Source organism: Lactobacillus sp. M0390 (assembly GCF_016102085.1).
GTDB lineage: Bacteria > Bacillota > Bacilli > Lactobacillales > Lactobacillaceae > Lactobacillus > Lactobacillus apis.
On the sequence record NZ_JACFPH010000002.1, the window covers coordinates 43,561 to 70,371 of the forward strand.

Below are 26,811 nucleotides of genomic sequence, written 5' to 3' on the forward strand. Positions count from 1 at the left end.
AAAAGTCAAACTAAAAGGACTAACTTCGATAAAATCTCGGAAGTTAGTCCTTAGAAATCAACTAATAAAGTATCTTAACCTTGAAGATTACATTGTGCACTTTTAGTTGTTTTAAAAATTTGATTTTCTTAATTCATGATATGAACTAGATAACTATTCAGCTTGGTCTACTTTCTTATTTCGATAGATGATCACAGCTACAAGCATAAGAATAACCAAGCCTAAAATTGTTAGCCATAATGTATTTTGATAATTCGTTTTCGGCAGTTTTTGACTTGTATCGTGCCGATTTTTTTTATTATATCTCTTATCATACACAGTTTTTGCCGTAGTTGGATTATCCGGAATACTTGGCTTTCCAGGATCTGTTGGAATGCTTGGCTTTTCAGGATTATCCGGACTATCTGGTTCGTCAGGTGCACTTGGAGTTTCAGGATTACTTGGCCATTCTGGTGTATCATTCTTAATTTCCATGTTGACTAAGTTTCCAGCTTTCACTAAGACAGGCTCACCCACTGCCTCTTTATCAATTGTAAAATCAACTGGCTTACTATTTAAGTAATAACCTTTAGGCGCTTGGGTTTCGATAAATTGGTATTTACCTGGTGCTAAGTCAGTTACTGAAACAATACCTTTGTCAGACGAGACCAGTTTCTCCTGTACAGTTTTACCATCTGCATCAACTACTTTAAATGCTGCTCCAGCTAAAGGTTTACCATTACTGTCGGTTTTAACTAATTGAGCTGAACCTTTATAGTTAACTAATTTGGCTTCAACAACAGTAGGCTCACCTTGAGCTGACTCACTTATGGTGAAATCAGTCGGTGTCGAATTAATAACATAGCCAGTTGGTGCCTTAGTTTCGATAAATTCATATTTGCCTGGTGCCAAGTCTGAGACAAAGACGATACCACTTTCTGATGATACCAAGTTTTCGCGAACTGTTTTACCATCTTTGTCAACCAGTTTAAACTCTGCTCCAGCTAAAGGATTGCCTTTGCTGTCAGTTTTGACTAATTGAGCTGATCCCTTGTAGTTAATTAACTCACACTCTGTAACTACCGCAGCTGGATCTTCCTTAGCTTCTTCATTTATTGTAAAACTAACTGGTGCTGAGTTAATAACATATCCTTCAGGAGCTTTGGTTTCGACAAATTCATATTTACCTGGTGCCAACGATGTAGCTAAAACAACTCCATTGGCATCTGAAGTCAAACCTGATTTAACAATATTGTCATCCCTATCGACTACTTTAAATTCTGCTCCAGCTAGTGGATTGCCTTTACTATCAGTCTTGAGTAGTTTAGCAGATCCTTTATAATTTAGACGCTTATTTTCCCAATCACCTAAGTTAATTGGAGGAATTATTCCGTCAGCTTTCTTTTCTACCGTAAACTCTCTTGGCTTATCGTCTAATTTATATCCAGTAGGTGCCTTTGTTTCTACAATTTGGTACTTGTCTGGAACCAAACCTTCAATCGTGACGATTCCTTCATCGTCTGAAACGACGTTTTCATATCCTTCTACAACTTTTCCATTAGAATCAAGAACTTTAAATTCCGCTCCTTTTAGTGGAAGTTTTGAACCTTTTTCGTCAGGCTCACTCACTTTTCTAAAAGTCACCTTTGTTGGTTCATTATAAATATGAACTACTTTAGTAGTACTGCCTGCTTTATCTTTTATAACCTTGATTCTCTTACCTTTTGCCAACTCATCGCTGACTGTATAGCCAGCAGGAGCTTCAGTTTCAACAACGAGATATTCTTGAACTCGCAAATTACCAAGCTCTAATTCACCGTTTGAATCTGTAACACCTTCACGAACAAGCTTATTTTTCTCCAGCTTTTCATTGATTGTCCACAATTGTAAGTGAACACCTGATAATCTCTTCTTTCCGCTTAAATCCTCTTTAATAAGTTTAATCGATCCCTTTGACCCTGTAGCATTTCCAGACGTGCTAGTTACAACAATCTCCTTAGCTTGACCCTGAGTTATAGTTTGCTCATTCAGCCCGGATATACTGGCAGAGTTTGCAACTGTGTCAACTAATTTATCTAAAAGAACTAATGAACGATACTCCACTATATATGATGTGGTAATTTGCTTTAGAAACTCAATTGTAACTACCTGAGCACCTGTTGCATTGTTAGTTTCAATATCTACTTTGTAATCTGTACCTTCAGCTAAAACAGTTGAACTATCTTTTTCGATATTCCCTGCACTGTCAACAATAGTTCCATATATTACGATCCCATCTTTAGAAATAAATTGGTTAGCTGATGGAGTATCCACAATTTTTACGTTGTTTAAAGTAGATTGTGAAGCATTAACTGTTAAGTTCCATTTTACATAACCGCTATCATCAGGATCCTGTGCACCATCCTTATCAAGTAATTCGCCGAAATGGGCTGGTGAAATACTCGAGTTTAAATTATGTGATACACCTTCAGTGGTAAAGACCGCCCTATTATTATAATACTGTTGATTGATTACTTTTCCTGCCAGACTTGTTTCGAAGACAAGTACGTACATTTTGTTACTGTTCTCTGGCAAGTTAACCTGTAATGTTGGCAGAGCAGTCGTAGGCTCAACTAGGTCTGCCCCAACTTGATCACCTAAAGTGTAAGTACCATTACTATTGACCGTTGCTTCATATAGTTTCGCGCTACCTGCAACATAATCTTGTGGCGCTTCTATTACATCCGTAATCGTTGCATTTTTCAACTCTTGATGACGATAGTTTACTGCTACTGTCCAAGTAATCTTCTTGTTAATCGCATTATACACACCAATTTTGTTTCCATTGTATTTAAATCTTTGCAGTGGATCAAATTCTACCCAATCTGTGCTTGAATGACTGCCACCAGATTTATCCATCCAGTTTGCAGTAGCCGTATTTTTAAATATAAATGAATCTTCACTTCCAGTGCCTTCTATTGCAGCAATATCAAAATTAGTTTTATAGGTTATGGCATATTTATGATCAGTGCCGTTTTTCAGTTCGCCTTCAAATTCTACCTTAAAGCCATTGTCGGTTTTAGTAAATGTATATTGATCTGAACTCAACGCTTTCTCTTCGGTTAGATCGATGATTCTGAAACTACCATCTACTAATTTTTGTCCTTTACTGAATGTATCCTCCAAATACCAATTTTTCAGCAAATAGCCAGACTTATTAATTTGAATTTGCCATGGGATTTCATGAGTTACGTAGTCAATATCACCGTCAATACTCTTAGCAATACTCTGCTGGTTTGCATCCCCTTTAATCTCATCTTTATGTCCAGTACCTTCACTCTCGTCACTATCTCCGATATCTGTTATGACAGAATTAGAAATTGGAGTAGTTTCGTCAACATAACCGTTCACTTTTGTTTGGTAGTCAATTCTAACTGGATAATCGATTTCCTTTAAAAACCTAATGATAAATCGGTGCGCATTAGATGAACTTTCTTCTATTACGTAATCGCTACCTTCTACCAAGGAATCGCCAATTATTTCGTCATCACCAGCACCAGTAAATGAAATCCTAAATAACTTAACGGAATCTTTGACTAAAGAAAGCCTATCACACATTGTATCCGTAATCGTTGAGCCAGCGGGATGCTTCCTTTCATTGTAGTTGTATCTAACAATCCATTTATATATTTGATCATTACCTGTGGCAAACGGACCATTTTTTGTAATTGGTCGCTCATAATGGGCAGTGACGCTCGCTTCAGCAGAGGTGCTGGAAGTACCATCATCAAGAGTAGCACGGTTTTTGAATTCTACGTTTCCACCCTTCTCAGGTTTTCTATCCTCATCAATCATTGTTGTATAAACAACATGAAAGGCTTGATGAGTCTCTGCGTACTTTCCAATAAACTTAATGGTTTCAGTCGAACCAGATGAGATTCTTTTATAATCTACGCCTTCGGTTAATGGGTGATCCCTGTCAATATTTACAATAGCACCAGTGCCATCTACAGTTTCTGGATAAATCTCAATACTCTTCAGACTTGTACCAGCAGGTACAATATCAACAAGCTCGGCATCCTTCATATTACTTAAGGGACGATTAATATTGACTTCCCAAACTATTCCAGTTGGATTAGGTACTTTATTAACGTGACCACTTTTATCTATAGCTTGATCATAATTTGGACGAATACGAATTTTGCTCGGTCCAGCATTATCTTCATTTGGTGTTTGAACGACAACTACTCCAGGTTCAGTCCGCTTAAACTTTGTTGAATAACTGAAGCTACCCACTATATCATGATCAGTTTCTACATTCTTGTTGAATTCAAACCGTACTCTACCATCAGTGAAAACTTCATATGAACCATATTGACCTAGATTTCCTATAAGTGGTCCAGTTCCCGGAAAAACTCGAATGGCATCTGGTAAGCTAAATTCGAAATAATCACCTTCCTTGATTACTCCGAATAATTCTTCGGGAAGACTCCAAGAGTAATTTACTTCAACACTTGCATTAGCTGGTATGCTATCTAAGTCCGTACATATGTGACCATTGCTATCAATATATACAACTTTTACATCGTCAATAATTGTTGCAGGACTAATTCCCACTTTAGTTAATAAATCACGAATGTTTTGCTTGCCGCCATCACGTTTTATTTTTACTTCTTTAGCTTTATCAGCAGATTCAGATTCCTTTTCAGACTCTTCTGTTTCTTTAGTTGCATCTTCTTCTGATTCTGACTCATGCATTTTTAGCGGAGCCTTTAGTGTTTGAACACCATTTGTAAGCATCAGATTATCATCTTTTAAATCTGAAGAGTCGAGTAAAACAGAAAGGATAATTGTTCCCTCTGTTCTAGGAGCAATCTTCATCTCTATTTTATTTTTGTTGATAACGTAATCAACTTTAGTTGACTCAGTTTCATTTTCTATTTTTACATCTTTAACGGTTGCGTCTTCGTTAAAGATCAACGTTTGGCTTTCTTCTGTCTGAGCTTTAAAAGAAAGGCTTATTTTCGCTTCAATCGTGTCTTTCTCTTCTTTATCGACAGATAAAGAAGTTAACTGAAAGTCGCCTTGATTTTCTACAGCAAAGACAACTGTCGGCATCATATACTGCAAGAGAACCATTAAACTCATAAAGCAAAATAGAGCCTTTTTAATTTTCTTCATATTAAATTACACTTCTCCATATTTTTATATTTCAAAAAAATAATGACCATACTATTAAATGAAAATTTCTATAAAATGTCTTACAAGCAGTAGGTATAGTAACAACTATACCAAATTAAATAACACATATCATAGAATTATTTATTTAATTATCACGTTTTATGATTATATATTATGGTAACTTTTGCGTCAACATAGCATTTATAAGCTAAATAACAAGCTGGAAAAATAAAATAACATAGTATTACAGTAGGAACTGTCACTTCTTTCTTTGATATCTATATGTGAACCGACTTTTCATAAATAACAGTTAAATGTAATTTTGCTCATCTATAATCCAATTATATTTTTTTATTAATGACACATAGAATTCATGTATATTCTACCCGTATACTTATTTTTCAAAACTTGAGAAAAGAAAAAAGCCGGAACTATAATTGGTTCCAGCTTTGAATATTTATCTATGCATTACTACATATTTTCTTCAATTTTAGGTGCAAGCAAACTTTGCATCAAGGTCATATCAACAGGGCGGTACGTACTATCAATGCACTCTTCCCAATACTCTAGGTGCTTTTTATCAATATAGCTCTCCGAGTCTTCAACTGCATTACCATTTTCACCTTGAATTGAGTACCAGTAAAAGTACATATAGCCATCGGCATTTTCTTCTTTAAAAACAGTTTCAACATACATTTTCTCACCAGCCATCGTTGCAACTGTATCAGCATGATGATCATTTAGGAATTTCATCCACTCTTCAGCCCTTTGTTCTTTACCTTTTTTAATTCTAAAGCGAGTTAATTCTATTTGTACCATTATCTATCTCCAAAAAATTACAACAAAAAAGCACTTACTAAACTACAGTAAGTGCTTTTTTTATTTTAAGCTCTGCAATCTTACGGCAAAACGTTAATAAATATGAAATAAAATTAACGCTTACTGAATTGTGAAGCTTTACGAGCTTTCTTAAGACCTGGTTTCTTACGTTCAACCATTCTTGGATCACGAGTTAAGAAACCTGCCTTCTTTAATGGACCACGAAAATCTGGGTCTACTTCAAGAAGAGCGCGAGCAATACCTAAACGGATTGCACCAGCTTGACCTGAGAATCCACCACCATTTACGTTAACTTTAACGTCATATTGGTTGTCAGTTTCTGTCAAAGTCAATGGTTGCTTCAAGTCCTTAACTAAGTTAGGGAATGGAATGTATTCATCAATGTCTTTGTTGTTAACAGTAATTTTACCACTGCCTGGTACTAAACGTACACGCGCAACTGAATTCTTGCGACGGCCAGTACCTGCATATGCAACTTGTTGTGCCATTTAATTTAACCTCCTAGATTAATTTGTTAATGTCTAATTTTTCAGGCTTTTGTGCTTCATGCTTGTGGTCTTCACCAGCATAAACATGCATCTTCATGAATTCTTGATGACCAAGAGTGTTCTTTGGAAGCATTCCCTTAACTGACAATTCAACTAATCTAACTGGGTTGTTGGCAAGTAAGTCACCTGCTGGGGTAGCTTTTAAGCCGCCACGGTAAGAAGAGTGGTGGTAGTAAATCTTGTCAGTAGCCTTTTTACCAGTTAACTTAAGCTTAGCAGCGTTAATAATAATAACGTTGTCACCAGTGTCAACATTTGGTGTATATTGAGGCTTGTTTTTACCTCTTAAAATAGTTGCTACTGCAGTAGACAGACGACCTAAAGATACGTCTGTTGCGTCAATAACATACCACTTACGTTCAATTTCATTAGGTTTTGCTAATTGTGTAGTACGCAATTTAATTTCCTCCGTTAATACGTTGTTTGAAAACAATAAGATTCCGGGGCCTATCGTGGACAAACATACTTAAATAGAATACGTCTATTTGAGCAGTTTGTCAATATTAATCCTTGTCCAGTCGATATTTTTTGGGGATATCTTCATAAAAAACATGGTATAAAAATAGACCATTTGCTTGTGCAGTTTCTCTGACCTGTTCCCGATCTTTTGCCTCAATTACTCTAGGAAGATCATCCACCGGTCTTTTCCCATTGCCAATCTCTAATAAAGTTGCAACAAGAATTCGCACCATATTGTACAAAAAGCCGGAGCAAATAAAATCAAAAACAATTTCGTTTTCTTGCTCATCTTTTTGAATATTAACATAATACATTGTCCGTACTTTATTCTTTATTTGTCCACCACTTGCAGCGAAACTAGTAAAATCATGAGTACCAATTAGGTCAGTCGCAGCTTGCTGCATCTTTTCCAAATTAACTGGATACGGATAATGTCCTGTATAAAAACGTTTGAATGGATCAACAAAGCGATCTAAGCTAACGTGATAACGATACCATTTACCTTTTGCACTATAGCGAACATGAAAACTTTCATCAACTATTTCACATTCTTTAAAAACAATATCGAGAGGCATAATTGAATTAAGAGCCCGAATCATTCTTTCTGGCGGAATTCTTGTTCCCGGATAATCGAAATGAATAACCTGTCCTAATGCATGAACCCCAGAATCTGTTCTGCCTGAGCCTTCAATTGGAACATCTTGTCCCTTCGTCATTTTTTTCAAAGCTGCTTCAATTGTTCCTTGCACCGTTCTCTGATTGGGTTGAGATTGAAAGCCATGAAACAAGTGACCGTCATAGGCCAAAGTCATCTTATATCTAGTAGTCATTAATGTGTCCTAAAAACTAATAACAGTACAATTAAAATAGCAAAATAGCCCAAATTCACTAAGTCATATTTTGACCACTTTAAAACGCGAAACTTGGTTCTACCTTCGTCTCCGCGATAACCACGCGACTCCATTGCCGTCGACAGATCAATCGCAGTTTCAAGCGAACTAATGAACAATGGTACTAAAAGCGGTGTTACAGCTTTAGCCCTGGTAATTAATCCACCATTATTAAAATCCGCTCCCCGCGATCTCTGCGCATTCATGATTTTAAATGTTTCATCAAATAATGTTGGAACAAAACGCAACGCAATCGACATAACCAACGCAATTTTATCAACAGGAACCTTTATTAGCTTCAACGGTGTCAAGATCCATTCAATTGCATCAGCAATTTCAAGTGGCATAGTTGTAACCGTCATAACGGTCGAAATTAAAATAATTACCGTAAAGCGAATAAAAATGAATATCGCATTCTCAATACCATAGCTTGAAACTGCAAATATTGTCCATCGCCAATATACTTTTCCTCCCACAGTAAAAAAGAGCTGCAAAAAGGAAGTAAATAGTATCAACCATATTAACGGTTTGACACCATCCCAAAAAATCTTTGGCTTTAACTTAGTAGCAGCAACAGCAACTAAGCTAAATACTGTAACAATTAAATAAGAAAGAGGGTTATTCGCCATAAAAACAATCAGAATAAAAAAGATAGTGGCTAGTAATTTACCGCGTGGATCCATTTTATAAACCAGCGAGTTACCAGAAATATAGCGCCCAATTAAAATTTTACTCACGCACACTCACCCCTTTAAATTCTTTTCTATTTCTTTTACCAAATCGTGTTTTGTTAACGGTGGCTTAGCAAAAGTGAAATTTTCTAACTGTGCAGCGAAAAGTGAAGCCTTGGGTTCTTCTAAATGATGTTCTTCAAGCCACGCACGGTTTTTAAATACTTGGTCAGGGCAATCATGCATCAATAGCTTACCATGCTCCAAGACAAGAACGTCCTCAGCATAATTAGCTACATCATCCATATTATGTGTAACCAAAATAATAGTATGACCAGCTTTTTGATATTCAGAAAACAAATTCATCATCTGCTTACGTGCACGTGGATCAAGACCAGCTGCGGGTTCATCAAGGCATAAAATATCTGGTTCATAGGCCATTACACCTGCAATTGCTACACGACGCATCTGTCCGCCGGAAAGTTCAAAGGGAGAGCGTTCACCAATTTCATCAGGTAAACCAACCTTATTTAGCCACGAACGTGCACTTTCTTTAGCTTCCTCTTCACTAAAACCAAAATTTTTTGGTCCAAATGCTATATCATCAAGTACAGTATTTTCAAACAACTGCGACTCTGGAAATTGGAATACTAAACTAACATGTTTACGAAGTTGTTTTAGGTTCTTGTTGGAAGTTTCAGGTGTTATCGTTGTTCCTGCAATTTCTATTTGTCCTTCGGTAGGCTTAAGCAACGCATTAAAATGTTGCATCAGCGTGGACTTACCACTTCCAGTATGCCCTATAATTGCAGTAAAGGAGCCCTCCTTTAACTCGAAGCTAATATCATCAAGTCCTTTTTTCTCTAGTGGTGAGCCTGGTGAATATGTATATCCTACTTTTTCGAATTTAATTGACATAAGTACTTAATCAACTCTTTTTCTGAATTAACTTGTTCTGGTATTGGAAATTCATCCTCGAGTAATGCCTGTTTTACTTGCATATAAAAAGGAATATCTAAACCAATTTCTTTTAACAACTTGGCTTGTGCGAATACATCTTTAGGAGTGCCCTGGGTAATTAAATGACCGTCGTCCATGACAATCACATTATCTGCCAAGCTTGCTTCATCGATATCATGTGTAATTGCAATAACCGTTAAATTGTAATCATCCTGCATCTGATGAACTGTCTTTAAAATCCGATCTCTGCCTTCAGGATCAAGCATTGAAGTTGCCTCATCCAAAATAATTACTTTTGGCCTAATTGCAATAATACCGGCAATTGCTACCCGCTGCTTTTGACCGCCTGATAAGTTAGCTGGCTCAGTATGTGTATAATCCGTCATTCCCACAGCTTTAATTGCTTCTGGAACAAGCTTTACCATTTCCGACCGGGGTACGCCTCGATTTTCCAATCCAAAGGCTACATCATCAGCAACTGTTGCCCCTACAAATTGATTATCGGGATTCTGAAAAACTACCCCAACTTTATTTCTAATGTCCCAGACAGAATCATCAGTTAGTTTTGTTCCATCAACTTCGATAAATGAGTCTTCATTTTCATTCGGAACTAATAAGCCATTTATTAAACGGACGATTGTCGATTTACCACTTCCGTTATGACCGATAATTGATGTCCAAGATCCTCTCGGAATCTCAAAGCTAAGTTGATCAATAGCAGGCGAATCAGACTCAGGATACGTGAAGCTGATATTTTTGATTTTTATAATATTATCTGTTGTCATGATTTCACCTTTCTCACAGTATGATTTAATTGTACCAAAAAATAACTAAAATTCTTCGATGATCATGCTTTCTTACACTTTTTTATTTTTCTCTTTAAGACTATTAATCACATATTTCGCTAGATGATTATCAGTTCACCTGTTTCACACCGCATAACGTTATTGGTAAACTTTTTACTTTGTAATTCTATCTTTAAGAGTTAAATTTTCTATTACTGTATCTATTATAATAACTTACGGCTAAGGTGAAAACTAGACATTCAAAAAGATGATTTTTAAAAATAAAAATCCTGCTGATAGCTTAAGCAAGCTGACTCAGCAGAATAAAAAAGAGCAAAAAAAATCACCCATGAGGAGGGATAATTTACTTATCTAAGCTAGACTAAACTTTCGTCATCATCTTAACGCTTATTCTCACTCTCACGGGTAATTCTTAATAGCTATTAAGTTGGTTATCTAAATTAAACTAATTCTAGAATAACCATTGGAGCTGCATCGCCTCTACGAGGTTTAGCCAACTTCATAATTCTGGTGTAACCACCATTACGGTCTTTATAACGAGGTGCAATATCGCTGAAAAGCTTTTGCAATGCTGATTTTACAACAACTGCATCTTTTTCTTCTTGAATATCAGCAACTTCATTACGTACGTAACGAGCAGCTCTTCTTCTTGCAGCTAAGTCACCACGCTTGCCTAAAGTAATCATCTTTTCGGCAGTTTTGCGAACTTCCTTAGCACGTGTTTCAGTAGTAACAATACGTTCGTTCATGATCAATTGAGTGGTCATTTCTCTAAGCATTGCTTTTCTTTGTGCACTATCGCGACCTAATTTACGGTATGCCATCAGTTTACCTCCTTTTATTTGTTAGGTTAATCTTCTTGACGAAGTGAAAGTCCCAAATCAGTTAATTTGTTTTTAACTTCTTCTAATGACTTGCGTCCCAAATTACGTACACGCATCATATCTGCTTCTGTCTTATCAGTCAGTTCTTGCAGAGTATTAATACCAGCACGCTTCAGGCAGTTGTATGAACGAACAGACAAATCAAGCTCTTCAATTGTCATTTCAAGCTTCTTCTCTGCAGTGTCGTCCTCTTTTTCAACCATCACGTCATTGAATTGGGTATTTGCATCAGCAGTTTCAAACACTTTAAAGTGTGCTACCAAAATTTTAGCAGCAAAACTAAGGGCGTCATTAGGTTTGATTGAACCATCAGTCCAAATCTCTAAAGTGAGCTTGTCAAAATCATCTCTTTTACCAACACGAGTTGATTCAACTTGATAATTAACTTTTTCAATTGGTGAAAAGAGAGAATCAACTGGAATAACACCAATTGGCATATCTTCACTCTTATTTTCACTTGCTGCAACGTAACCACGGCCATTTTTAACTGCAATTTGCATGTGTAAGTGTCCACCTTCAGCAATAGTACAAATATATTGCTCTGGGTTAAGAACCTGCACATCTGAGTCGACTTTTAAGTCATCTGCAGTAACAGTAGCCGGACCTTCAACGTCTACTTCAATTGTCTTTTGCTCATCAGAAAATGATTTCAATTGAAGCTTCTTTAGGTTCAAGATTATTTTAGCAACGTCTTCTCTAACACCTGGAACGGTTGAGAATTCGTGTAAAACATCATCAATTTGAACATAAACAAGTCCAGTACCTGGAATAGATGTAAGTAAAACTCTACGCAATGAGTTACCTAGAGTAGTACCGAAGCCTCGTTCTAGTGGTTCAATGACAAATTTACCATAAGACTTCTCTTGGTCCACAACGGTAATATTTGGTTTTTCAAATTCAATCATTACTAGGCCCCTTTCAAAACGCAACGTCCTTCATTAAGAACAAAATTAAACACGACGACGTTTTGGTGGTCTAGAACCATTGTGGGGAACTGGTGTAACATCACGAATTGCAGTGATTTCTAAACCAGTAGCTTGAAGTGATCTGATAGCAGATTCACGTCCAGCACCAGGACCTTTAACGGAAACTTCTACATGTTTCATTCCTTGGTCCATTGCACTCTTAGCTGCAGCTTCTGCTGCCATTTGAGCAGCAAATGGTGTAGATTTACGGCTACCTTTAAAGCCCAATGCACCAGCTGAAGACCAGGCAATTGCATTGCCTTGAGCGTCAGTAATCATGACTAAAGTATTATTAAACGTAGAGTGAATGTGAGCAACGCCTTTTTCAACGTGCTTCTTTACACGACGTTTACGTGCTGTTTTAGGCATCAATAAACCTCCTTATAATTTTATTTATCTCTTCTTACTGCCCTTACGTGTACGGGCATTATTCTTGGTATTTTGTCCACGAACTGGAAGTCCACGGCGGTGACGCATACCACGGTAAGAACCAATATCAATTAACCGTTTGATATTCATGCTGACTTCTCTACGTAAGTCACCTTCAACACGGTATTTATCAACTTCTGCGCGAAGCTTTTCTTGGTCATCTGGAGTCAAATCTTTTGAACGTATGTCTTCAGAAACACCAGCATCCGCACAAATTTTCTGAGCTGTTGGTTCACCAATACCGTAAATATATGTTAATGCAACAACGATTCTTTTATCTCTTGGTAAGTCAACACCAGCAATACGTGCCATAAATTGCACCTCCTATTTTGTTTTTAACCTTGACGCTGCTTGTGCTTTGGGTTTGCAGGGCAAATAACCATTACACGACCATGTCTTTTAATAATCTTACAATGTTCACACATTGGTTTAACAGATGGTCTAACCTTCATGTTTCCCTCCGTTATTATTTTATATACCGATAAGTAATTCTACCTTTTGTTAAGTCGTAAGGAGAAAGTTCAACAGTAACACGGTCTCCAGGCAAAATACGAATATAGTGCATTCTGATTTTACCAGAAACATGTGCTAAAATTTCAGCTCCATTTTCCAATTCAACTTTAAACATAGCATTAGGTAAAGTATCAATAACTTTACCCTTTACTTCAATGACATCATCTTTTGCCAAAGTGGTTCCTCCGCATTTAAACAGTCATACTTTGAAATTATAACACGGAAAAGTAAATATACAAATTATTACTATTTACTTAAAACCGCATCAACACTTTCAAAGACTTTTTCTGGAGTTTGCTCACCGTCAACGACGCTGAGAATTCCATTCTTTTGATAATAGTCTTTTAAAGGTGTATTCATCTTTTCGTTAACTTGTAAACGATTCTTTACTACTTCTGGCTTGTCATCTTCACGTTGGTAAAATTCGTGGCTACCACAACGATCACATGTACCCTCAACTTTAGGCATCTTTGTAATCTTATTATATGTTGCACCACATTTTTTACACATGAAGCGTGCTGACAAACGATTTACTAAAGTATCTTCTTTAACTTCAAGTGAGATAACATTAGTCAAAGGCTTATTTAGCTTTTTAGTGATTTCTTCTAAAAGTTCTGCTTGAACTATAGTTCTTGGAAAACCATCTAGAATGTAACCTTCCTTAATATCAGGTTGGCCCAAACGTTCTTCAACTAATCTAGCTGTAACCTCATCCGGTACCAAATCACCTTTGTCAATATAACTCTTAGCTTCAAGACCAACCTTGGTCTCATTAGCCATTGCTTCTCTAAACATATCCCCAGTTGAAATATGAGTTAGATGATATTTATCAACAATTTGCTCTGATACTGTTCCTTTACCAGCACCTGGCAAACCTAAAAGAAATAAATTAATCATTTATTCGTTCCTATCTGATGAATCCTACATATTCTCTCTTCATTAACAAGCCGTTAATTTGACGAGATAACTCCAAGACAACCCCAATTACGATCAATAAACTAGTTCCACCTAGTCCGATTGAACTTGGTAAGCCCCACAAATTAGTTGCAAGTTGTGGTAGCAATGCTACCAAACCTAAAAATACTGAACCAACTGTTGATAATCTAATCAACACCTTTGAAACGTATTTTTGAGTATCCTTGCCCGGCCATACACTAGGAATGTATGCACCTTGTTTTTGCAAGTTCTTAGCAAGCTTCTCAGGATTAACCTGAACAAAAGCATAAAAGAAAGTAAACAGTACAATCAACACTGTGTAAATTACTACACCAGGCGTAGTTTGCAGACTAAAGATTGTAGTCATTACCTTGTACCATTGTTGATCGCCTTGGGTTCTTTGAAAGGCCATTAAAATTGTCGCTGGTGTTACGATAAACGAACTAGCGAAAATTACTGGAATAACACCTGAAACATTAACTTTTAATGGTAAGAAACTTTCTGAGCCACTGGTAGTTGCTCGTCTAGTGTATTGGATTGGAATTCGGCGATCTGCCTGTTCAACCCAAGTAACAATTTGAGTTACGATGAGTATTGCAATGATAATCGCAATGAAGAACACAATTCCTTGCCAACGGTCACTCGCACTATTGTTAATAACTTCATCTTTATAAAGCTGCCATAGGCCGCGCGGAAGTCGAGCAATAATACCAGCAAAAATGATAACTGAAACTCCGTTTCCTAAACCTTTATCAGTGATTTCATCACCTAACCAGGTTAGTAACATTGTTCCGGCAGTCATCACAATTGCAATCTCAACATAGGATTGCCAAGTCTGTGATTTGACTAATCCCATCTCAGTCAAAGCGTTGAAACCAAGCGTGATTCCGATACTCTGAATGAAAGCAACAACCAATGCAAGCCATCTTGTCACATTGTTTGTCTTACGACGACCTACTTCACCTTGCTTTCCCCATTCTACTAATGTAGGAACTATATCCATTTGCAATAATTGAATAACAATTTGTGCAGTGATATACGGGGAAACACCCAGTGAAAAGATTGAGTAGTTATCTAGTCCACCACCGGACACAGTGTCCAGCATTGGGACCAAACCAGTTTGTGCAACTTGAGTAATCGCTTTTGCATTGACACCTGGAACAGTAATGTTAGCTCCAATGCGATAAAGCAAAAGAATAAAGAGGGTAAAATAAATCTTATTTCTAATTTCTTTATCCTTAAAGGCGTTCTTCAAAGTCGAAAACATTAGATCACCTCAACAGATCCGCCTGCAGCTTCAACTGCTTTCTTGGCAGCGGCGGAAACTTTGTTAACCTTTACGTTTAACTTAACTTTCAACTCACCATTGGCAAGTAATTTAACGCCTGATAATTCTTTCTTTACCAAACCGTTTTCTTTAAGACTTGCGATAGTTACTTCGTCATTGTCTTTAAACTTGTTTAAGTCGTCTAAATTAATAATTGCATATTCTTTACGGTTAACATTCTTAAAACCACGCTTAGGCATAGTTCTGAATAATGGCATTTGTCCACCTTCAAAACCTAAACGAGTGTGTCCACCTTGACGGGCTAATTGTCCCTTTTGTCCACGGCCTGAAGTCTTACCGTAACCACTTGAAGTACCACGTCCAACACGTTTTCTAGTATTGCGTGAACCCTCAGCAGCATGTAATTCATGAAGCTTCATTAATTCGGCACCTCCTCAATAATTTATTTGTTGATCTCTTCAACTGAGATCAAGTGTGCAATTTTCATCAGTGCACCACGAGTAGCAGCGTTGTCTGGTAGAGTAGCTGTACTATTGATTCTACCTAAGCCCAAAGCTTTAACAATTTTTTGTTGATTAGGTAGACGGTGCGCAGCACTTCTAATTAAAGTAACTTTTAATTCAGTCATTTATATTGTCTCCCTAATCTAAATCTGCGTGACGAAGCTTTTCAACATCTTCACTAGTTCTAAGCTTCTTCAAACCATCAATAGTTGCACGAACAACATTAATTGGAGTGTTTGAACCGAGTGACTTAGAAGTAACATCTGCGATACCAGCCATATCCATAACGATACGAACGGCACCACCGGCAGCAACTCCGGAACCAGCTGGGGCAGGTTTAATTAAAATACTACCTGAACCATAGTGTCCAATTACCTCATGAGGAATGGTAGTACCAACCTTAGGAACAGTAATCATGTTCTTTTTACCAGCTTCAACGGCCTTACGGATTGCTTCTGGAACTTCTTGAGCTTTACCAGTACCAAAGCCTACACGACCTTTTTTGTCGCCAACGATTACCAAGGCAGCAAATCTCATTCGTTGACCACCCTTGACAACCTTGGTGACACGATTAATTGCTACTAACTGATCTTCGATGTCGTCTTTATTTCTGCGATTATTACGAGAATCGTTGCGGTTTGCCATGTATTTATCTCCTTCCCTAGAAATCTAATCCGTTTTCACGAGCGGCATCTGCCAAAGCTGAAATACGGCCGTGGTATAAGTAACCACTTCTATCGAACACAACATTTGAAATGTTTTTAGCTTTAGCTGCTTCGGCAATTGCCTTACCAACAGCTTGAGCCTGTTCTACTTTAGCTGAATCCTTTGCAACAGAATCATCTAAAGATGAGGCACTTGCTAGCGTTACACCCGCTACGTCATCAATTAATTGAGCGTAGATGTTTTTATTTGAACGAAAAACGCTTAAGCGTGGGCGCTCAGCAGTACCAGAAATTTTGCCACGAATACGTTTGTGACGCTTTAAGCGTAACTTGTTTTTATCTGGTTTTGAAATCACAATTTCACCTCAAAAATTTATTTACTATTTACCTGTCTTACCTTCCTTACGACGTACGTATTCGTCAGTGTAACGAATACCTTTACCCTTGTAAGGCTCTGGTGGACGTACATCGCGAATTTCAGCAGCAAATTGTCCAACATTTTGCTTTGAAATTCCTTCTACTTCAATTTCAGTTGCTGAAGTAGCTTTTACGGAAACACCTTCTGGTGCAGTCATTTCTACTGGGTGTGAGTAACCAACATTTAAAGTTAACTTGTTGCCTTGTGCAGTTGCACGGTAACCAACACCGATTAACTTCAAAGTCTTCTTATAACCATTAACTACACCTTCAACCATTGAAGCTAAGTTAGCTCTTTCAGTACCATGAAGTGCCTTATCACTTTCACTTGAACGTGAAAAGTTGATCTTGCCATCTTCTTGCTTGAAAGTAATCTTTGGATCAAAGTATCTAGTTAATTCACCCTTAGGTCCCTTAACGGTGATGTTGTCACCATCTTTGGTAACTGTGACACTATCTGGGACTTCAATTGTTTTTAAACCGATACGGCTCATTGATTGTTCTCCTTTCTGTCAAAATTACCAAACGTAAGCAACAACTTCGCCACCAACGTCTTTTTGTCTAGCTTCTTTATCGGTAATTACACCGGCAGAAGTTGAAACGATGGCGATACCTAAACCGTTAAGAACTTTAGGTAAGTTTTCAGCACTTACGTAGTTTCTAAGACCTGGCTTAGAAATACGCTTTAAGCCTGAAATGACACGTTCTCCGTCTGGACCATATTTCAAGAAAATCTTAATCATGCCTTGCTTGTTGTCATCAGTAACTTCGTAATCACGGATGAAGCCTTCGCGTTTCAAAATTTCTGAAATAGATTTTTTAATGTTTGATGCAGGAATTTCAACTGAACTATGCTTTGCCATGTTGGCATTTCTAATTCTAGTCAAGTAATCTGCGATCGGATCTGTCATGACCATTTATGCTATCCTCCTAACCGTATTACCAACTAGCCTTTTTAAGACCTGGGATTTGACCTTTGTGTGCTAAATCCTTCAAGCAAATACGGCATAAACCAAATTTACGATATACGGAGTGTGGACGACCACATCTCTCGCAACGAGTGTATTCACGTGAAGAAAACTTAGCAGGACGATGATTTCTAATTTTTTGTGATGTTTTAGCCATTAGTGTCCTCCATTATTTTGCAAACGGCATACCAAATTGACTTAAAAGCTCACGAGCTTCTTCATCAGTGTTGGCAGTAGTAACGATAACAACATCTAAACCTCTTGTACGATTAACTTTATCAAAGTCAATTTCAGGGAAGATAAGTTGTTCCTTAATACCTAAAGTGTAGTTACCACGACCATCGAATGAACGGCTTGAAACACCGCGGAAGTCACGAACACGAGGAAGTGAAACACTAATTAACTTGTACAAGAAGTCATACATTCTATCTCCTCTAAGGGTAACCTTAGCACCGATAGACATACCTTCACGTAAACGGAAGTTAGCGATTGACTTCTTAGCCTTAGTTACTAAAGGCTTTTGACCTGAGATTAAAGCTAATTCTTCGACAGCTTCATCCAAGTTCTTTGCATTAGTAACAGCGTCACCAACACCCATGTTCAAAACGATCTTTTCGATTTTAGGTACTTGCATAACTGAGCTGTATTCAAACTTTTCTTGCAATGCAGGAACAATTTTTTCTTTATATTCTTCTGCTAAATAATTTGCCATTTGTGTCCTCCTTCCTATTTCTTAGTTTCTTCTTTTTTGCTTTCAGACTTAGCAATAACCTTAACGTTTGATGCGTGGATTGAACCTTCAGATTCAACTACACCACCATTAGCATTGGTTTGAGAAGGTTTTTGGTGTTTCTTAATTGTATTAACGCCTTTAACAACCACACGGTTTTTCTTAACGTTAACAGAAAGAACAGTACCTTCTTTGCCTTTGTCTTTTCCGGCAATAACTTTTACTTTGTCACCAGTTTTAACAAACATCAGTGCACCTCACTTAATTATAAGACTTCAGGAGCAAGAGAGACGATTTTCATAAAGTCGTGCTCACGCAACTCACGTGCAACAGGCCCAAAGATACGAGTACCGCGTGGGCTCTTATCTGCATTAATTACAACGCCGGCATTTTCATCAAATTTGATGTATGAACCATCTTCACGGCGTGCGCCTGATTTTGTTCTAACAATGACAGCTTTGACAACGTCACCTTTTTTGACAACGCCACCTGGTGTTGCTTGTTTAACAGTTGCTACTACGATATCACCAATGTTACCGGTCTTACGTCTTGATCCACCTAAGACTCTAATAACTAATAGTTCTCTGGCACCAGAGTTATCAGCAACCTTCAAACGGGATTCATTTTGAATCACTATTTAATCCTCCCCTCACTAAATCCGCAAAACTATACAGATTTCTTGACAATTTTTACTAAACGGAAGCGCTTTGTACGAGATAATGGACGGGTTTCCATGATACGAACAGTATCGCCAACTTTAGCTTCATTTTTTTCGTCTTGTGCGTAGTACTTCTTGGAGTACTTGATACGCTTCTTGTAAACAGGGTGATTCTTGTAAGTATCAACAACAACTGTGATAGTCTTGTCATTCTTATCTGAAACTACTCGACCTTGATATACGTGACGACGATTTCTTTCGATTGTTTCGCTCAAGTTAATAACTCCCTTCCACTAATCTTTCTTCAATGCATCTTCACTTAGAATTGTTTTAATTCTAGCGATGTTTTTACGGACTTTGCGTAGACGAGCGGTATTTTCTAATTGACCCGTTGCTTGTTGGAAACGCAAGTTGAAGAGTTCTTCTTTATATTGCTTTTCCTTGTCCAACATCTGATCAGTGGTTAGTGCTCTGATATCCTTAGCCTTCATTAGAATTGCCACCTACTTCCGAACTTCTTTTCACAAACTTACATTTAATTGGCAATTTTGTTGAAGCAAGTCTTAAAGCTTCACGAGCAACTTCTTCACTAACTCCGCCAATTTCAAACATAATCTTTTCTCTCTTAACTACAGCTACCCAACCAGCTGGTGCACCTTTACCGGAACCCATCCGGACACCAACACCTTTGGCAGTGTATGACTTTTGAGGGAAAATTCTAATCCAAACTTTACCACCACGCTTCATGTAACGAGTCATCGCAACACGGGCAGCTTCGATTTGTTGATTAGTAATCCAGTGAGATTCAAGAGCTTGTAAACCGTATTCGCCGAAAGCGATGGTCTTACCACCCTTAGCAGCACCACGCATCTTTCCACGGAATTCACGACGGTGCTTTACTCTTTTAGGTACTAGAGGCATTATTTGTTTCCTCCCTTCACAGCTTTTGCAGGATTTTTACTCTTTGAAGGTAAAACTTCTCCGCGGTTGATCCATACTTGAACACCAATTTCACCGTATGTAGTGAAGGCATTTACCCAAGCGTAATCAATGTCAGCTCTTAAAGTTTGTAATGGAACACGACCTTCAGTGTGCCATTCTCTTCTTGCCATGTCAGCACCGTTTAAACGACCAGAAGTTTGAACTCTGATTCCTTTGGCACCAGCACGCATAGATCTTTGAGTTGCTTGGCGCATAGCACGTCTGAAAGCAACACGAGCTTCAAGTTGAGCTGCAATACTGTCAGCAACTAACTTAGCATCAAGATCTGGCTTCTTAATTTCAACAATATTAACGTGAACTTGCTTCTTAGTTAATGCATTTAATTGTTTTCTTAAAGCTTCAACTTCAGAACCACCTTTACCAATTACCATACCAGGCTTTGAGGTATTAATTGATACGTTGATTCTATTTGCTGCACGTTCAATTTCAATAGTAGAAACAGAGGCATCCTTTAATTTCTTTGAGATGAAGTTTCTGATCTTCAAGTCTTCATTTAAGGTTTCTTTATATCCTCTGTCAGCATACCATTTAGATTCCCAGTCACGAATTACGCCGAGACGAAAACCATTTGGGTTAATTTTCTGACCCATTAATATACCTCCCTTAATCGTTCTTTTCTGAAACTACAACAACTACATGACTAGTTCTCTTGTTAATTGGAGAAGCCATACCCTTGGCACGTGGTCTAAATCTCTTTAAAGTAGCACCCTCATTTACGTATGCTTCTGATACGTAAAGGTTAGCACTTTCAAGATCGTAGTTATGTTCTGCGTTAGCAATTGCTGAACGTAAAACTTTTTCAACGATTGGGGAAGCAGCTCTAGGCGTAAATTCCAAGATTGCCAATGCTTCAGCAACATCTTTGCCGCGAATCAAATCAACGACCAAACGTGCTTTTCTTGGAGCAATACGAACAGTTCTTGCTTCAGCCCTAGCTGAACTAATTTGTTCTGCCATTTAAGTGTTTCTCCTTCCTCTATTTTCCAGTGGCCTTGTCGTCAGATGTCTTGTGTCCATGGAAAGTTCTCGTTGGAACAAATTCACCTAACTTGTGACCAACCATGTCTTCAGTAATATAAACTGGAACATGTTTTCTACCATCGTAAACAGCTATAGTCAAACCAACGAAGGAAGGGAAAATAGTTGAACGACGCGACCAGGTTTTAATAACCTGTTTTTTCTCTGTGTCTGCTTGTGCATCGACTTTCTTCAGCAATGATGCATCAGCAAAAGGCCCTTTTTTAATACTACGGCTCATTAATTAACCCTCCTTCTGTTACTTGCTACCCTTACGGTGACGAATAATTAACTTCTCGCTAGCTTTCTTACTATCTCTAGTCTTAATACCGCGAGCTTTCTTACCCCAAGGAGTCATAGGTTGTGGACGACCAACTGGAGCCTTACCTTCACCACCACCATGTGGGTGATCGTTAGGGTTCATTACAGAACCACGAGATTGTGGACGTCTGCCTAACCAGCGACTACGGCCAGCCTTACCTAATTGAATCAATGAGTGTTGTTCATTACCAACAACACCAATAGTTGCACGACAAGCTGACAAAATCTTACGAACTTCGCCACTTTGTAATCTAACTAAAGTGTACTTACCGTCATTACCTAAAACTTGAGCACTGGTGCCGGCACTTCTTACGAATTGTCCACCTTTGCCAGGTCTTAATTCAATGTTGTGAATTGAAGTACCAGTTGGAATGTTTGCTAATGGTAAAGCGTTACCTGGTTTAATATCTGAATTTGGACCAGATTCAACAACATCGCCAACTTTTAAGCCTTTAGGAGCTAAAATGTAAGCTTTGATACCATCAGTGTAGTGTAAAAGCGCAATGTTAGCACTTCTGTTTGGATCATATTCAATAGACTTAACAACAGCCTTTGCATTGTCCTTGTTACGCTTAAAATCGATGATACGGTACTTTTGTTTATGACCACCACCACGGTGTCTACTTGTAATACGACCATATGAGTTACGACCTGCAGTATGTGATTGAGATTCAAGTAAGGTACGTTCTGGCGTAGTCTTAGTAATCTCAGCAAAGTCGGAAGAAGTCATATTACGGCGACCATTTGTGGTTGGCTTATAAATTTTAATAGCCAATTGACTGACCTCCTATTACTTATTTTCTTCTTGATTTTCGTCTTTGAAAATCTTAATGTCGTTTGAATCATCAGTTAATGTGACAATTGCTTTACGCGTACGAGCAGTTTTACCAGTGTAACGACCAACTCGCTTGTCTTTACCACGAACATTCATGATATTAACTTTCTTAACTTTGACATCAAAGATTTCTTCGACAGCATTACGAACTTGAGTCTTGGTTGCAGTTAAAAGCACGTTGAAAGTGTACTTCTTATCATCCATTAAGTTCGTTGACTTTTCAGTAATGATAGGTCTTAAAATGATATCATGTGCACTCATTTTCTCGAAGCCCCCTCAACATTCTCTTCAATCTTCTCAATAGCATCCTTAGTCAAGATCAATTTGTCATAGTTGACAACGTCTTCAACGTTTAAACCGTTGATAGGAACAACCTTAACCTTTGGTAAGTTTCTAGCTGAAAGTTGTACATTCTTGTCTTCTGAAACAACAAGTACTTTACCTTCAATATTTAAGCTGTCTAACATTGACTTGAATTCTTTAGTCTTAGGAGCAGACATTGTCAACTGGTCTAAAACGATCAAATTCTTATCAATCAACTTTTGGGAAAGAACTGACTTGATAGCCAAACGACGTTGCTTTCTTGGCATTGAATATGCGTAAGAACGTGGAGTTGGTCCGAAGACTACACCACCGCCACGCCATTGTGGTGAACGGATAGAACCTTGACGAGCACGACCAGTACCTTTTTGCTTCCATGGTTTTTTACCACCACCGCGAACAGCAGATCTGTTCTTAACTTTTGAGGTACCTTGACGCTTGCCAGCTCTTTGTCTGATGATTGCGTCAAAAACTACGCTTTCGTTTGGTTCGATACCAAATACTTCATCTTTTAAAGTAACTTCACCGGCATCTTTACCTTTTTGATCGATAACTTTTAAATTAGCCATTCTAGTCCTCCTTCCTATTTACTATTCTTAACAGCAGATCTAACAGTAATTAATGAGTTCTTAGCACCTGGAACGTTACCTTTAATAAGCAAAACATTCTTGTCTGCTACAACTTTTTCAATTACTAAGTTTTCAATGGTAACTTTCTTCATACCCATGTGACCTGGCAAACGCTTGCCCTTTGGTACACGGTTAATGATGGAACCCATTGAACCAGGAACTCTGTGGTATCTTGAACCGTGAGTTTCAGGTCCACGTGATTGGCCCCAACGCTTAATGTTACCTTGGTATCCATGACCTCTTGTAGTACCAGTAACGTCTACGACGTCACCTTCCTTAAATGTGTCCACAGTAATTTCTGAGCCGACTTCGTAGTCCTTAAGCTCAACTCCGCGGATTTCACGTATGAAGCGCTTAGGCGAAGTCTTTGCTTTTTCAGCATGACCTTTTTCTGGTTTGTTGCTCAAAACTTCACGCTTGTCTTGGTATCCCAATTGAATTGCTTCGTAACCGTCTGATTCAACAGTCTTAACTTGCATAACAACGTTAGGAGTTGCTTCGACAACAGTTACAGGAACAAGGATGCCATCTTTGGTGAAGACTTGAGTCATACCGACTTTTCTTCCTAAGATTCCTTTGGTCATGATTACACCTCTTTCTTTTTAAAAATTATAATTTGATTTCGATGTCAACGCCGCTTGGTAGATCAAGCTTCATTAAAGAATCAACAGTTTTAGGTGTAGGACTTAAAATATCGATTAAACGCTTGTGCGTACGCATTTCAAATTGTTCACGTGAGTCCTTGTTCTTGTGTGGTGAACGAAGAACAGTAAACAAAACCCTTTCTGTTGGTAGTGGAACTGGACCTGAGATCTCAGCACCAGTTCTCTTAGCTGTTTCTACAATTTTAGCAGCCGATTCATCGAGAATACCATGTTCGTAAGACTTAAGTCTAATTCGAATTGATTGACTTGCCATTGAATTACCTCCTCAACGTCTTCTTTTTAAAAGATGACTAGCCTCCGCAAAAATTCCCGGCACCGCCTCTGTGGCAATGCAGCCTGGTGTGCCGCAACCTTTTGCATCAACGCTTTACAACAAATATGTGCATTAGAGCATAGTGTGCCCTAAGCGCACAAAGACTAGTATACTGATTTTATGGCTAGATATCAAGGGTTTTAGGATATTTTTCTCGATTTTGACCAATTAATTAATATACTTTTTTCAAAAATTAAAATTGAAATTTTTCAACAGCGCCTAAGTTACTATCTATAACTCGATATAGCAAGAAAATTGCTTATTTTTAAACAAAAAAAGAGCTATTGGATTTACCAATAGCTCGATTAAACAAATTGTTTAGTTAAAATTATTCAGCGTTATTGTTGTTACCGCCACGACTCTTAATAATTTCTTCTTGAATTGACTTAGGAGTTGCAGCATAGTGATCAAATACCATAGTAAATGTACCACGACCTTGAGTTGATGAACGTAAAGTAGTTGCGTAACCAAACATTTCAGCAAGTGGAACCATTGCATTCAATACCTTGGCACCAGCACGGTCTACCATGTTGTCCATTGTACCACGACGAGCAGTAACTGAACCCATTACATCACCCAAGTATTCTTCAGGAGTAATAACTTGTACCTTCATAATTGGTTCAAGAATTACAGCACCAGCCTTAGGAGCAGCATTTCTTAAAGCAAGAGATGCAGCAACCTTGAAGGCAGCTTCTGATGAATCGACTTCGTGGTAACTACCATCGTAAAGCTTAGCCTTAACATCGATCAGTGGGTAACCTGCAAGGATACCGTTCTTCATTGATTCTTGCAAACCAGCATCAACTGATGGGATAAATTCACGAGGAACAACACCACCGACGATGGCATCTTCAAATTCGTAGCCTTTACCTCTTTCATTTGGAGTAAATTCAATCCAAACGTCACCGTATTGACCCTTACCACCTGATTGACGAACAAACTTACCTTGTGCTTTAGCTTCTTTAGTGAAGGTTTCACGGTAGGCAACTTGTGGTTCACCAATCTTAGCTTCAACGTGGAATTCACGCTTCATACGTTCAACCATGATTTGTAGGTGTAATTCACCCATTCCTGAAATCAAGGTTTGACCAGTTTCAGCGTTAGTTTCAGCTCTGAATGTTGGGTCTTCTTCAGTTAACTTTTGTAAAGCAACATCAAGTTTATCACGGTCAGCCTTTGATTCAGGTTCGATTGACACTTGGATAACTGGGTCTGGAACTTCCAAACTTTCCAAAATCAATGGATGATCTGGGTCAGTTAAAGAGTCACCAGTAGTAGTGTTCTTCAAACCGATAGCACCAGCGATATCACCTGAGAAGACTTCAGAAATTTCACTTCTTGAGTTAGCGTGCATTTGCAATAGACGACCAACACGTTCACGACTGTTCTTTGATGCGTTTAAAACGTATGAACCTGATTCAAGTGAACCAGTGTAAACACGAATGTAAGTTAAACGACCAACAAATGGGTCAGTAGCAATCTTGAATGCTAAAGCTGAGAATGGCTTATCGTCACCAGCAATCAATTGAACTTCTTCATCAGTCTTAGGATCATGAGCAATATAAGGCTTAACGTCTAATGGTGATGGTAAGTAATCAACAACACCATCAAGCATCATTTGAACACCCTTGTTCTTAAATGCTGAACCTGCAAAGACAGGGAAAGCCTTTAATTCCAAAGTTGCTTTACGAAGAGCAGCCTTTATTTCATCAACGGAAATTTCTTCACCGTTAAGGTACTTCTCCATAACTGCATCGTCAACGTCAGCAACTTGTTCAATTAACTCGTTACGACGTCTTTCTGCTTCTTCCTTGTATTCATCAGGAACTGGAATAGTGTCCCACTTAGAACCAAGTTTGTCTTCATCATAAACATCAGCAACCATGTTGATTAAGTCGATGACACCTTCAAAAGTATCAGCAGAACCGATAGGCATTTGAACAGCGATTGCGTTAGCATTTAGACGTTCATGTAAAGAAGTAACAGACTTATCAAAATCTGCACCAATTTTATCCATCTTGTTAACAAAAACAATACGAGGAACACCGTAAGTTTCAGCTTGACGCCAAACGTTTTCGGTTTGTGGTTCTACACCTGCTTGACCATCAAGAACAGTTACGGCACCATCAAGAACACGTAGGGAACGTTCAACTTCGATAGTGAAGTCAACGTGTCCTGGGGTATCAATGATGTTAATTCTGTAGTCATTCCATTGAGCTGTAGTAGCAGCAGACGTAATAGTGATACCACGTTCTTTTTCTTCTTCCATCCAGTCCATTTGTGAGTCACCTTCGTGGGTCTCACCAATTTTATGAATCTTACCAGTGTAATAAAGAATACGCTCAGTAGTGGTAGTCTTACCCGCATCAATGTGGGCCATGATACCAATATTACGTGTTTTTTCTAATGGAAACTCACGTTTATTAGCCATAAATTCAT

The 26,811-nt window shown here is 38.1% G+C and carries 38 protein-coding genes; all 38 read right to left on the minus strand.

Features of this window, described 5'->3' with window-relative positions; all coding sequences use genetic code 11:
• Positions 1-153: 153 nt before the first annotated feature.
• The 38 genes from H3R25_RS04260 to fusA all read right to left on the minus strand — a co-directional run bounded on the left by H3R25_RS04260 (position 154) and on the right by fusA (position 26,803).
• Complete coding sequence (locus H3R25_RS04260; protein WP_198194410.1) at positions 154-5,139, minus strand: SpaA isopeptide-forming pilin-related protein; 4,986 nt, start codon at positions 5,137-5,139, stop codon at positions 154-156.
• Between the two features lie 471 nt (positions 5,140-5,610).
• Entirely contained in the window at positions 5,611-5,958 is a 348-nt protein-coding gene (locus H3R25_RS04265) for a DUF6176 family protein (protein ID WP_198194411.1), read from the minus strand.
• Positions 5,959-6,071: 113 nt separating this feature from the next.
• Positions 6,072-6,467, minus strand: a complete 396-nt coding sequence (gene rpsI / locus H3R25_RS04270; RefSeq protein ID WP_074425745.1) for a 30S ribosomal protein S9 — start codon at positions 6,465-6,467, stop codon at positions 6,072-6,074.
• Between the two features lie 13 nt (positions 6,468-6,480).
• Positions 6,481-6,924, minus strand: coding sequence for a 50S ribosomal protein L13 (rplM, locus tag H3R25_RS04275; RefSeq protein ID WP_103752399.1), 444 nt, complete (start codon positions 6,922-6,924; stop codon positions 6,481-6,483).
• A 106-nt stretch (positions 6,925-7,030) separates the two neighbouring features.
• A complete protein-coding gene (truA, locus tag H3R25_RS04280; RefSeq protein WP_198194412.1) occupies positions 7,031-7,816 on the minus strand; it encodes a tRNA pseudouridine(38-40) synthase TruA in 786 nt (261 codons plus the stop codon).
• On the minus strand, positions 7,816-8,613 hold the full coding sequence (locus tag H3R25_RS04285) for an energy-coupling factor transporter transmembrane protein EcfT (RefSeq protein ID WP_122035754.1): 798 nt from the start codon (positions 8,611-8,613) through the stop codon (positions 7,816-7,818). The genes truA and H3R25_RS04285 overlap by 1 nt, the downstream gene beginning before the upstream one ends.
• Before the next feature lie 6 nt (positions 8,614-8,619).
• Entirely contained in the window at positions 8,620-9,465 is an 846-nt protein-coding gene (locus H3R25_RS04290) for an energy-coupling factor transporter ATPase (RefSeq protein WP_198194413.1), read from the minus strand.
• Entirely contained in the window at positions 9,441-10,292 is an 852-nt protein-coding gene (locus tag H3R25_RS04295) for an energy-coupling factor ABC transporter ATP-binding protein (protein WP_046307538.1), read from the minus strand. Before H3R25_RS04295 ends, H3R25_RS04290 begins: the two co-directional genes overlap by 25 nt.
• Before the next feature lie 461 nt (positions 10,293-10,753).
• Positions 10,754-11,137, minus strand: coding sequence for a 50S ribosomal protein L17 (rplQ, locus tag H3R25_RS04300; RefSeq protein ID WP_122035758.1), 384 nt, complete (start codon positions 11,135-11,137; stop codon positions 10,754-10,756).
• A gap of 26 nt (positions 11,138-11,163) precedes the next feature.
• The gene (locus H3R25_RS04305; RefSeq protein ID WP_046307542.1) at positions 11,164-12,102 is read right to left on the minus strand and encodes a DNA-directed RNA polymerase subunit alpha; all 939 of its coding nucleotides are present in this window, start codon (positions 12,100-12,102) and stop codon (positions 11,164-11,166) included.
• A 45-nt stretch (positions 12,103-12,147) separates the two neighbouring features.
• Positions 12,148-12,531 carry a 30S ribosomal protein S11 gene (gene rpsK, locus H3R25_RS04310; protein ID WP_046307544.1) on the minus strand — a complete coding sequence of 128 codons (384 nt, stop codon included), beginning with the start codon at positions 12,529-12,531 and terminating at the stop codon, positions 12,148-12,150.
• A gap of 24 nt (positions 12,532-12,555) precedes the next feature.
• Positions 12,556-12,903 (minus strand): 30S ribosomal protein S13, encoded by a 348-nt coding sequence (rpsM, locus tag H3R25_RS04315; protein ID WP_046307546.1) that lies wholly within the window; start codon positions 12,901-12,903, stop codon positions 12,556-12,558.
• Between the two features lie 23 nt (positions 12,904-12,926).
• Complete coding sequence (gene rpmJ / locus H3R25_RS04320) at positions 12,927-13,043, minus strand: 50S ribosomal protein L36 (protein ID WP_046307548.1); 117 nt, start codon at positions 13,041-13,043, stop codon at positions 12,927-12,929.
• A 14-nt stretch (positions 13,044-13,057) separates the two neighbouring features.
• Positions 13,058-13,279, minus strand: a complete 222-nt coding sequence (gene infA / locus H3R25_RS04325) for a translation initiation factor IF-1 (protein WP_046307550.1) — start codon at positions 13,277-13,279, stop codon at positions 13,058-13,060.
• A gap of 71 nt (positions 13,280-13,350) precedes the next feature.
• The gene (locus H3R25_RS04330; RefSeq protein WP_074425749.1) at positions 13,351-14,001 is read right to left on the minus strand and encodes an adenylate kinase; all 651 of its coding nucleotides are present in this window, start codon (positions 13,999-14,001) and stop codon (positions 13,351-13,353) included.
• Between the two features lie 10 nt (positions 14,002-14,011).
• Positions 14,012-15,307, minus strand: coding sequence for a preprotein translocase subunit SecY (gene secY / locus H3R25_RS04335; RefSeq protein WP_046307552.1), 1,296 nt, complete (start codon positions 15,305-15,307; stop codon positions 14,012-14,014).
• Entirely contained in the window at positions 15,307-15,747 is a 441-nt protein-coding gene (gene rplO, locus H3R25_RS04340) for a 50S ribosomal protein L15 (RefSeq protein WP_046307553.1), read from the minus strand. Before rplO ends, secY begins: the two co-directional genes overlap by 1 nt.
• Before the next feature lie 23 nt (positions 15,748-15,770).
• Positions 15,771-15,956 carry a 50S ribosomal protein L30 gene (gene rpmD / locus H3R25_RS04345; RefSeq protein WP_046307554.1) on the minus strand — a complete coding sequence of 62 codons (186 nt, stop codon included), beginning with the start codon at positions 15,954-15,956 and terminating at the stop codon, positions 15,771-15,773.
• A gap of 13 nt (positions 15,957-15,969) precedes the next feature.
• Entirely contained in the window at positions 15,970-16,476 is a 507-nt protein-coding gene (rpsE, locus tag H3R25_RS04350) for a 30S ribosomal protein S5 (RefSeq protein ID WP_046307555.1), read from the minus strand.
• A gap of 16 nt (positions 16,477-16,492) precedes the next feature.
• On the minus strand, positions 16,493-16,852 hold the full coding sequence (gene rplR, locus H3R25_RS04355; protein ID WP_074425750.1) for a 50S ribosomal protein L18: 360 nt from the start codon (positions 16,850-16,852) through the stop codon (positions 16,493-16,495).
• Between the two features lie 24 nt (positions 16,853-16,876).
• Positions 16,877-17,407, minus strand: a complete 531-nt coding sequence (gene rplF, locus H3R25_RS04360; protein ID WP_046307557.1) for a 50S ribosomal protein L6 — start codon at positions 17,405-17,407, stop codon at positions 16,877-16,879.
• Between the two features lie 24 nt (positions 17,408-17,431).
• Entirely contained in the window at positions 17,432-17,830 is a 399-nt protein-coding gene (rpsH, locus tag H3R25_RS04365; RefSeq protein WP_046307559.1) for a 30S ribosomal protein S8, read from the minus strand.
• 22 nt (positions 17,831-17,852) lie between these two features.
• Complete coding sequence (locus tag H3R25_RS04370; protein ID WP_046307561.1) at positions 17,853-18,038, minus strand: type Z 30S ribosomal protein S14; 186 nt, start codon at positions 18,036-18,038, stop codon at positions 17,853-17,855.
• Positions 18,039-18,050: 12 nt separating this feature from the next.
• Entirely contained in the window at positions 18,051-18,593 is a 543-nt protein-coding gene (gene rplE, locus H3R25_RS04375; protein WP_046307563.1) for a 50S ribosomal protein L5, read from the minus strand.
• Positions 18,594-18,607: 14 nt separating this feature from the next.
• Complete coding sequence (gene rplX, locus H3R25_RS04380; protein ID WP_046307564.1) at positions 18,608-18,859, minus strand: 50S ribosomal protein L24; 252 nt, start codon at positions 18,857-18,859, stop codon at positions 18,608-18,610.
• 17 nt (positions 18,860-18,876) lie between these two features.
• Complete coding sequence (gene rplN / locus H3R25_RS04385) at positions 18,877-19,245, minus strand: 50S ribosomal protein L14 (protein ID WP_034980437.1); 369 nt, start codon at positions 19,243-19,245, stop codon at positions 18,877-18,879.
• A gap of 32 nt (positions 19,246-19,277) precedes the next feature.
• Entirely contained in the window at positions 19,278-19,544 is a 267-nt protein-coding gene (gene rpsQ, locus H3R25_RS04390; RefSeq protein ID WP_046307565.1) for a 30S ribosomal protein S17, read from the minus strand.
• Positions 19,545-19,562: 18 nt separating this feature from the next.
• Positions 19,563-19,760 carry a 50S ribosomal protein L29 gene (rpmC, locus tag H3R25_RS04395; RefSeq protein ID WP_046307567.1) on the minus strand — a complete coding sequence of 66 codons (198 nt, stop codon included), beginning with the start codon at positions 19,758-19,760 and terminating at the stop codon, positions 19,563-19,565.
• Complete coding sequence (gene rplP, locus H3R25_RS04400; RefSeq protein WP_046307568.1) at positions 19,750-20,190, minus strand: 50S ribosomal protein L16; 441 nt, start codon at positions 20,188-20,190, stop codon at positions 19,750-19,752. Before rplP ends, rpmC begins: the two co-directional genes overlap by 11 nt.
• Positions 20,190-20,861, minus strand: a complete 672-nt coding sequence (rpsC, locus tag H3R25_RS04405; protein ID WP_046307570.1) for a 30S ribosomal protein S3 — start codon at positions 20,859-20,861, stop codon at positions 20,190-20,192. Before rpsC ends, rplP begins: the two co-directional genes overlap by 1 nt.
• A gap of 13 nt (positions 20,862-20,874) precedes the next feature.
• A complete protein-coding gene (rplV, locus tag H3R25_RS04410; RefSeq protein ID WP_046307574.1) occupies positions 20,875-21,228 on the minus strand; it encodes a 50S ribosomal protein L22 in 354 nt (117 codons plus the stop codon).
• A gap of 19 nt (positions 21,229-21,247) precedes the next feature.
• On the minus strand, positions 21,248-21,529 hold the full coding sequence (gene rpsS / locus H3R25_RS04415; RefSeq protein ID WP_046307575.1) for a 30S ribosomal protein S19: 282 nt from the start codon (positions 21,527-21,529) through the stop codon (positions 21,248-21,250).
• 18 nt (positions 21,530-21,547) lie between these two features.
• The gene (gene rplB / locus H3R25_RS04420; RefSeq protein WP_122035762.1) at positions 21,548-22,384 is read right to left on the minus strand and encodes a 50S ribosomal protein L2; all 837 of its coding nucleotides are present in this window, start codon (positions 22,382-22,384) and stop codon (positions 21,548-21,550) included.
• 15 nt (positions 22,385-22,399) lie between these two features.
• A complete protein-coding gene (gene rplW / locus H3R25_RS04425; RefSeq protein WP_046307577.1) occupies positions 22,400-22,705 on the minus strand; it encodes a 50S ribosomal protein L23 in 306 nt (101 codons plus the stop codon).
• On the minus strand, positions 22,702-23,334 hold the full coding sequence (gene rplD, locus H3R25_RS04430; protein ID WP_046307581.1) for a 50S ribosomal protein L4: 633 nt from the start codon (positions 23,332-23,334) through the stop codon (positions 22,702-22,704). Before rplD ends, rplW begins: the two co-directional genes overlap by 4 nt.
• A 14-nt stretch (positions 23,335-23,348) precedes the next feature.
• Positions 23,349-23,978: a 50S ribosomal protein L3 gene (gene rplC / locus H3R25_RS04435; protein WP_198194414.1), complete on the minus strand. Its 630-nt coding sequence runs from the start codon at positions 23,976-23,978 to the stop codon at positions 23,349-23,351.
• 25 nt (positions 23,979-24,003) lie between these two features.
• Complete coding sequence (gene rpsJ, locus H3R25_RS04440; RefSeq protein WP_046307586.1) at positions 24,004-24,312, minus strand: 30S ribosomal protein S10; 309 nt, start codon at positions 24,310-24,312, stop codon at positions 24,004-24,006.
• 388 nt (positions 24,313-24,700) lie between these two features.
• Positions 24,701-26,803, minus strand: coding sequence for an elongation factor G (gene fusA / locus H3R25_RS04445; protein WP_074425752.1), 2,103 nt, complete (start codon positions 26,801-26,803; stop codon positions 24,701-24,703).
• Positions 26,804-26,811 lie beyond the last annotated feature (8 nt).